We start from the raw sequence: 1,509 nt of genomic DNA, 5'->3' as shown, positions 1-1,509 counted from the left end.
GGCGGGTTTTCATGATGTGAAAAATAATCGGCATTTCAGAGCCGAAAGGGCCTTCTTTTACGCGAAATCGTCATGCTACGGTCGTTTCTTCTCACTGCAGACGCAATACGGCCATGCGCTTGAAGTTCCACGCGAGGCAGACCAGCGTCCATTCGTTGCGGACGTTGTCGACACCGCGCAGCAGGAACTGACGGAAACCCATCACGGACTTGATGATGCCGAACACCGGCTCGACCGTCTGTTTGCGCAGCGCGTAGGCGGCGCGACCGGCCTGGGTCTTGAGAGCGTGCTTCATTTGCTCGACGTGGGAGGCAGGCATCTCGAGTGGCGCGGGCTCTTCGAAGCGGCTGCGCCAATCCGGATGATGCGCATCGCGCCCCACGGCGATCAACGGTTCGACCCCGGCGTCGTGGCAGCACTGCACATTGCGTTCGCTGTAAAAGCCGGTGTCGGCCAGCAGCCGCTTGGGTTGATTGAGCCCATCGGGCAGCGCCTGGATGCGCTCGAGCATCGGCGCGACCTGCTCCTTGTCGTTACCTGCGGTGGTGACGTGGGGCGCCACCACCAGCATCGATTCGGTATCGACCACGGCTTGTGCGTTGTAGCACTGCTCGAAACCACCGCCGGCCACCTTCATGATGCGCGAATCTTCATCGGTCAGATTGATCTGATCCTCGGTCCGGGGACCCGCCTGTGGGGGCTCGGGTGGCTTGCCGCCGGGCCGCTTGCCCGTGCTCGCTTGCTTGGCCTGGCGCTTGGCCATCTTCGCCTCGTACTCGGCTTGCTCGCGCTCGAAACGTTCCCTCGCGCGGGCCTCGATCCTGGCCTTGGCCGCCGCGATGGCTGCCAGCCGGTCTTCTCGCCGCTTGATCTCCGCAGGCAAATCCACGCCCTCGGGCACATGGCCTTGGTCGGCGGCCTCGGCCAGCTTGAGCATCTCCTGCACTTCGGCTTTCAACTGCGCTTCGATCTTCTCGGCGTGCCCGTAAGAGAGCGCACTGTGCCGAGAGGCGTTGGCGTGCAGCTTGGTGCCGTCCAGGCTGACCGTGCCAAAGCGCGCGAGCTGGTTCTCGCGTGCCACCTGCAGCACTTGCACGAAGATGTCGGCGAACTGTTCGCCGAACCGACGCCGGAAACTCGCCAGGGTGTCGTGGTCCGGGTGCTGGTTGCAGGCGATGAACCGAAACGCCAGCGAATCGTAGGTCGCCCGTTCGATCCGGCGGCTTGAATGCGTCCCCGTCGCGTAGCCGTAGATCAGCAGCGACAGCAGCATCGCCGGGTGGTAGGCATCGCTGCCACGCCCCGCATACGCGCGCTCCAGCGCCGACAGATCCAGCGCCTCGACCACGTCGACCAAATAGCGCGCCAGATGCGTTTCGGGCAGCCATTCCTGTACCGAGGGCGGCAGCAGATAGTCCGTTTGGCGGTCGATCGGGCGGAAGCGGCTCATGCTCTCAGGATCCGGGGGTGATGCGGTATTTTACAGGGAGTAGTCCGACAGGCTGCTAG

At 63.7% G+C, this 1,509-nt stretch carries 1 protein-coding gene; it reads right to left on the bottom strand.

Annotated features, from left to right (window positions below; translation table 11 throughout):
- Positions 1 to 91: 91 nt before the first annotated feature.
- Positions 92 to 1,450, bottom strand: a complete 1,359-nt coding sequence (locus ACMV5O_RS21250; RefSeq protein ID WP_324588617.1) for an IS1182 family transposase — start codon at positions 1,448 to 1,450, stop codon at positions 92 to 94.
- Positions 1,451 to 1,509: the final 59 nt, after the last annotated feature.

This window comes from Thauera sp. WH-1 (genome assembly GCF_047806685.1).
Taxonomy (GTDB): Bacteria; Pseudomonadota; Gammaproteobacteria; order Burkholderiales; family Rhodocyclaceae; genus Thauera.
The sequence above is the reverse complement of the archived record's forward strand: the minus strand, read 5'-3'. Positions and strand labels throughout refer to the sequence as shown.